Raw genomic sequence first — 6,230 nt, forward strand, 5'->3', positions numbered from 1 at the left:
TCAGACGGCGGCTTCGTCGGTTTCCCCGGTGCGGATCCGCACCACCTGCTCCACCGCAGTGACGAAAATCTTGCCGTCGCCGATCTTGCCGGTCTTGGCGGCCTTGACGACCGCTTCGATGCAGCGTTCGACGTCGTCGTCCTTGACGACCACTTCGACCTTCACCTTGGGCAGGAAGTCGACCACGTACTCGGCACCGCGGTAGAGCTCGGTGTGGCCCTTCTGGCGGCCGAAACCCTTGACCTCGGTCACCGTCAGGCCGGTCACGCCCACCTCGGCCAGGGCCTCACGCACTTCTTCCAGCTTGAAGGGTTTGATGATGGCGGTGATCTGCTTCATGGGAGCTCCGTAAGGTCGAGACAGGGAATTGGCCGTAGTTTAGGGCCTTCGGCGCCGAAAACTGCAGTCAATGCCGCAAGTCGCCGCAGGCCGACCGGCTCATGTCGGGCCGCTCACACCGCCCGCGACTCAGGCCCGGAACTTCGACGTGATCGGGTAGCGCCAGTCACGTCCGAAGGCGCGGTGGGTGATGCGTATGCCGACCGGCGCCTGCCGGCGTTTGTATTCGTTGATCTTGAGCAGCCGGGTGACACGTTCGACATCGGCGGTCGAAAAACCGGCCGCGACGATCTCCTCGATGCCCTGGTCCTCCTCCATGTAGCGCTGCATGATGGCGTCGAGCACCTCGTAGGGCGGCAGGCTGTCCTGGTCGGTCTGGTCGGGGCGCAACTCGGCCGATGGCGGCCGCGTGATGATGCGCTCGGGGATCACGGGGCCCATGCTGCCGTCGGCACAACGTGTGGGCTGGCGGTTCTTCCATTCGGCCAAGCGGTAGACCAGGGTCTTGGCGACGTCCTTCAGCACCGCGAAGCCCCCGGCCATGTCGCCGTAGAGGGTGCAGTAGCCGGTCGCCATCTCGCTCTTGTTGCCGGTGGTCAGCACGATCGCGCCGTGTTTGTTGGACAAGGCCATCAGCAGCGTGCCGCGGATGCGGGCCTGGATGTTCTCTTCGGTCGCGTCCTCGGCCAGGCCCGCGAACTCGGTGGCGAGCCCGGCACGGAAGCTCTCGAAGATGGGCGCGATGGGGATCTCGTCGTAGCGCACGCCCAGGCGCCCGGCCATGTCACGCGCGTCGATCCAGGAGATGTCGGCCGTGTAGGGCGAAGGCATCATCACCGTCCGGACCCGCTCGGCCCCCAGGGCGTCGACCGCGACGGCCAGCACCAGCGCCGAGTCGATGCCTCCGGACAGGCCGATGAGGGCGCCGGGGAAGCCGTTCTTGCCGATGTAGTCCCGCACGCCGGTGACCAGCGCCGACCAGGCCTGCGCCTCGATCTCGGGCACCGGGGCGAGCGCTCCGGCCGCCGTGGCAGGGGTGAGTTCGAGCATCAGCAGCGCCTCCTCGAACAGCGGCGCGCGGGCCGCGAGACTGCCGTCGGCGTTCACCGCGAAGGACGCGCCGTCGAAGACGATTTCGTCCTGGCCGCCCACCAGGTGGGCGTACACCAGCGGCATGCCGGCACGCCGGGCGCACTCGGCCATGCGCGCCTCGCGTTCATGCACCTTGCCGAGGTGAAACGGCGAGGCATTGAGCACCAGCAGCACCTGAGCGCCGGCCTGCTTCGCCGCATCCACGGGCTCTTCGAACCACGCGTCCTCACAGATGTTGATGCCGAAACGCAGGCCCTCGACCTCGAACACCACCGGCGGGTGTCCCGCGTCGCGGCCGGAGGCGAAGTAGCGGCGCTCATCGAAGACCTGGTAGTTGGGCAACTCGCGCTTGGCATAGGTCGCCAGCACGCGTCCCCCTGTCAGCACGGAGGCAGCATTGAAGCTGCGCTGCACGCTCAGGGACTTGGTCCTAAGATCGCCGGACTCATCGGAGGACTGGGGATGACCGACGACCACGTGAAGGCCCGGCAAGTCAGCGAGCTGCGCCGCGCAGTCGCGCAGGGCCTGCTCGTTGGCCTGCATGAAGGCCGGCCGCAGCAGCAAGTCTTCGGCCGGATAGCCGCACAGCGACAGCTCGGGCGTCAGCACGACGCGTGCACCTTGGGCATACGCCTCGTGCGCCATTTGGACAAGTTTGCGGACGTTCGCTTCCAGGTCGCCGACGGTCGCATTGAACTGCGCCACGGCCACTTTCACCGGGTGTAGAGCTGACATCGATGGACAACAAGTTGCACGAGAAGAGGGGCGCGAATGATTATGTCATCCGCCTTCATGACGATCCCGCAAGCCTGGACCGGGACGCGTGGGACACGCTGGCGGCCAGCTCGCCCCAGGCCGGCCCCTTCACCCGCCATGCCTACTTCGATGCCCTGCACCGCTCGGGCAGCGCGACGCCGGACACCGGCTGGGCACCGCATTTCATCTCGGTCTGGCGCGCTGGCCGGATGGTGGCGGTTTGCCCGCTTTACCTGAAGAGCCACTCCTACGGGGAGTACGTTTTCGACTGGGCCTGGGCGAACGCGTACGAGCAGCACGGACTGGCCTACTACCCCAAGCTGCTCGATGCCGTGCCCTTCACGCCGGTGCCCGGGCCCCGGCTGCTCGCGGTGGATGCTGAAGCACGCGCCGTCCTGCTGGGAGCCGTGGAGCAACTGGCCGACGACAGCGGCGTGTCCTCGGTCCACCTGCTGTTCATCGACGAGGTCGAGCGCGCCGAGCTGCAGGCGGCTGGCTGGATGCTGCGCAGCACGGTGCAGTTCCACTGGGAGAACCGGGCCGTGCAGCCCTTCGTCGACTTCCAGGACTTTCTCGCACAACTGCAGCGCGAGAAGCGCAAGAAGATCCAGCAGGAGCGTCGGCGGGTGGCCGAGGCGGGCATCGTGTTCGATGTCCGGCGGGGCGGCGAGATCGGCGAGGACGACTGGGATTTCTTCTACCGCTGCTACGGCTCGACCTATCGCGCTCACCACTCCTCCCCCTATCTGACGCGCGAGTTTTTCCGGCTCATGGCACAGACGATGCCGGAGCACTGGCTGCTGTTCGTCGCGCGTCGCGGCTCGAAGCGGCTGGCCAGTTCGCTGGTCGCGGTGGATGCCGAGCGCCGGCGCGCCTATGGCCGCTACTGGGGCTGTGTCGAGCAGGTGCCCTGCCTGCACTTCGAAGCCTGCTACTACCAGCCGCTGGAGTGGTGCATCGCCCAGGGCTGGCACGGCTTCGAAGGCGGTGCACAGGGCGAGCACAAGATGGCGCGCGGCCTGCTGCCGATCCAGACCTGGTCGGCGCACCGGCTCAGCCACCCGGCTTTCGCCGATGCGGTGGCGCGTTTCCTGGAGCGCGAGCGTTCCGGGGTGGAGGCCTATGTCGACGAGTTGCGGGAGCGCAACCCGTTCAAGGCGGGCGAACCGTGAGGGCGCCCGCCTAGGCGTGCCGTCAGGATTGCCCTCGTCCGCCTCAGGGCTTGAAATCGCCCCCGACGCCGATCACGAAACTCTCGGGCTTGAGGTACTTGCGCAACGCGGCGTTCACCTCGGCAAGCGTGACCCGCTTCAAGGCGTCATCGAGCTGCTGGGCGACCGTGAAGTTGCGCCCCAGATACAGGTTCTCCGCCAGTGTCGCGGCGAGATTGCGGTCCTGGGCACGCGAGAGGTAGCGGAAGCTCAACAGCCCCTGGCGCCCCTGCTCCAGTTCGGCCGCAGTGAAGCCGTCTTTCAAGGCGCGCGCGATCTCCTCGCGCACCGCGTTCTCGACCTTGGCCAGGTTCTGCGGGGCGAAGATGGCGGTAGCGTTCCATAGCGAGTTAGGCTCCCAGGCATTGAACTGCACACCCGAGCGCACGTCGTAGGACAAGCCTTCAGCCTCGCGCACGCGAGCCCAGAGCCGCGAGTTGCCGCCCTGCCCCAGCAGGTAGTTGGCCAGCATCAGCGCGGCATGATCGGCGTGCAGTTCGGCGATCGGCAGCGCCAGGCTGACGCGCAGGTAGGCGTTCTGGCGGTCGGGCGTGCTGAAGCTCAGCCGCTCGGGCTTCACCTGGACCAGCGGATGCGGCACCCGCTTGTGCGCCTCCGGAGCGAACCAGTTGCCGAAGCTCGCCTCCAGCGCCTGGCGCACCTGCGCCACATCCAGGTCACCGACCGCAGCGAACTGGGCCTGGGCCGCGCCGTAAAAGCGCTGATGGAAACCGCGCAGCGCGTCGAGTTGGAGCTGCTCCAGCGCCACGCGCTGTTCGTCGAAGGTGGGCACATAGCGCACGTCCTCGACGGGATAGGGGTTGAAGCGCCGGTCCAGCTCACGGTTGACGATGGTGTCCGGGTCCTTGCGCTCCGACTCCAGCTCGGACAGCGCCTGGCGCCGAACCTCCTCGAAAGCGTCGGCCGGGAAGCTCGGCTCGCGCAGCATCTGGCCGACCAGGGTCAGCAAGGCGGGCAGGTGTTCCCGGCGGGTGCGCATCATCACTGTCACGCCGGTGGCTCCGCCCTGGACGGCGACTTCCGACTGCAACTCGTCGAGCTTGTCCTGTACCTGCTGGCGCGACAGCGTGGCGGTGCCCTTGTCCAGCATCGCCGCCACCACCTGACCGACGATGGACTGTCCCTTGAGGCTCGCCTCGCTGCCGAGGCGCAGGTTCAGCTGGGCCGAGACGACACCGCCCCGCGTGCCCTTGGGCAGTACGGCCGCCTGCAGTCCGCTCTTCAGCCCGAAACGCTGCGTCCGGGTTTCGATGTTGGCCGGCGTTGCATCGAAGGCTTCGGCCTGCTTGACCGCGGGGTCGCCCGTGTACCCGCGCAACATCGCCGCGACGTCGACACGCTGCGGCGTCGGTGCGCGCACTGGCTGCTCGGTCGGCACATAGCTGGCCAGCGTGCGGTTGGACGGCAGCAGATAGGCCGAAGCAGCGCGTTGCACCTGTTCAACGGTCAACTTGCGCACCCGGTCGCGGGTGAGGAAAAAGAGGCGCCAGTCACCCGCGGCGATCGCTTCCGAGAGGGCAACGCCGACACGTTCGGGGTCGGAAAACGCGAGGTCCCAGTCCTTGATCCATTTCAGCCTGGCGCGCTTGAGCTCTTCCTCGGTGATGGGTTCCTTGGCCACCGACTCCAAGGTCTGCAGCATCGCCTCCTGGGCCTTGCCGAGGTCTTGACCGGGCGCGAGCTGGGCGCCGAAGACGGAGAAGCCGGGATCGGACAGCTCCTGGGAGAAGGCAAAGACAGCGGCGGCCAGCTGGCCGTCCACCAGCTTCTTGTGCAGCCGCCCTGACGGCGCGTCTGCCATGATGACGTCGAGCACGTTGATCGCCGCAAAGTCGGGATGCGGGCCGGGCGGCACGTGGTACATCGCATAGGTCATCGGCACGCCGCCGACACGGCGCAGCGTGACATTGCGCTCGCCGTCCTGCACGGGATCCAGCGTGTAGAGCGGAGGCAGGCGGCGCTTCGGTGCGGGGATCTTGCCGAAAGACTGCGCGATCCAGCCCAGGGTGCGCGGCGGGTCGAAGCGGCCCGCCACGATCAGCGTGGCGTTGTCCGGCTGATAATAGGTGCGATAGAAGTTCTGGAGGCGAGCAATGTCGACGTTCTCGACGTCGCTGCGTGCTCCTATGGTGCTCTTGCCGTAGTTGTGCCACTGGTACATCGTGGCCAGGCCTTTTTCGAAAAGGATGCGGCTCGGACTGTTCTCCCCCATTTCCATTTCGTTGCGCACCACCGTCATCTCGGTATCGAGATCGCGCTTCGCGATGTTGCTGTTCACCATCGCATCGGCCTGCCAGCCGAGGTACCACTTCAGATTCTCTTCGTTGCTTGAGAAGCTGGCGAAGTAATTGGTCCGATCCAGCCAGGTCGAGCCATTCGCCCGCAGCCCCCGTTTGGTGAATTCGGCCCAGACATTGGGATGCTTGGGCGTGCCCTTGAAAAGCAGGTGCTCCAGCAGGTGGGCCATGCCGGTTTCGCCGTAGCTTTCCTGGTGCGAGCCGACCCGGTAGGTCATGTTGACCGTGGTGGTGGGCTTGGATTCGTCCGGTACCAGCAGCACCTGAAGGCCGTTCGCCAGCCGGTACTCCTCGATTCCCTCCACCGTGACGACATGCGAGACGCCCACGGGCAGTTTGGAAGGGGCCGCGGCAGCGAGCGCAGGAACGACGGGCAGACAGAACGCAAGGATCAGATGTCGAAGCATGAAGACTCCTTTTCGATGTGTGCATTCTGACCGGATTTGCCCACTTCGCGTTCCGTCACCGGATGACCGAGCAACGATAAGCGCCGGCCGGCAGCCTGAAAACAAGC

4 protein-coding genes are annotated in these 6,230 nt (G+C 66.4%); 1 reads left to right on the forward strand and 3 read right to left on the reverse strand.

What is annotated here, in order from left to right; translation table 11 throughout:
- Together OOT46_RS27190 and OOT46_RS27195 are read right to left on the reverse strand one after the other, a co-directional pair.
- Positions 1-339: a P-II family nitrogen regulator gene (locus OOT46_RS27190; RefSeq protein ID WP_251777985.1), complete on the reverse strand. Its 339-nt coding sequence runs from the start codon at positions 337-339 to the stop codon at positions 1-3.
- Positions 340-468: 129 nt separating this feature from the next.
- Complete coding sequence (locus OOT46_RS27195; RefSeq protein ID WP_265406765.1) at positions 469-2,166, reverse strand: NAD+ synthase; 1,698 nt, start codon at positions 2,164-2,166, stop codon at positions 469-471.
- Positions 2,167-2,168: 2 nt separating this feature from the next.
- Between OOT46_RS27195 and OOT46_RS27200 the strand changes: the two genes are divergently transcribed.
- The gene (locus OOT46_RS27200; RefSeq protein WP_265406766.1) at positions 2,169-3,359 is read left to right on the forward strand and encodes a GNAT family N-acetyltransferase; all 1,191 of its coding nucleotides are present in this window, start codon (positions 2,169-2,171) and stop codon (positions 3,357-3,359) included.
- Positions 3,360-3,402: 43 nt separating this feature from the next.
- Here OOT46_RS27200 and OOT46_RS27205 read toward each other — a convergent pair whose 3' ends face one another.
- On the reverse strand, positions 3,403-6,123 hold the full coding sequence (locus OOT46_RS27205; protein ID WP_265406767.1) for a M16 family metallopeptidase: 2,721 nt from the start codon (positions 6,121-6,123) through the stop codon (positions 3,403-3,405).
- Between the last annotated feature and the right edge of the window lie 107 nt (positions 6,124-6,230).

Origin of the sequence: Aquabacterium sp. A7-Y, assembly GCF_026153205.1 — a bacterium.
Taxonomy (GTDB): domain Bacteria; phylum Pseudomonadota; class Gammaproteobacteria; order Burkholderiales; family Burkholderiaceae_C; genus Caldimonas.

What these genes read in the sequence shown, in the direction of transcription:
- OOT46_RS27190 (WP_251777985.1), bottom strand. Translation starts at nt 339, where the DNA reads ATGAAGCAGATCACCGCCATCATCAAACCCTTCAAGCTGGAAGAAGTG.
- OOT46_RS27195 (WP_265406765.1), bottom strand. Translation starts at nt 2,166, where the DNA reads ATGTCAGCTCTACACCCGGTGAAAGTGGCCGTGGCGCAGTTCAATGCG.
- OOT46_RS27200 (WP_265406766.1), top strand. Translation starts at nt 2,169, where the DNA reads ATGGACAACAAGTTGCACGAGAAGAGGGGCGCGAATGATTATGTCATC.
- OOT46_RS27205 (WP_265406767.1), bottom strand. Translation starts at nt 6,123, where the DNA reads ATGCTTCGACATCTGATCCTTGCGTTCTGTCTGCCCGTCGTTCCTGCG.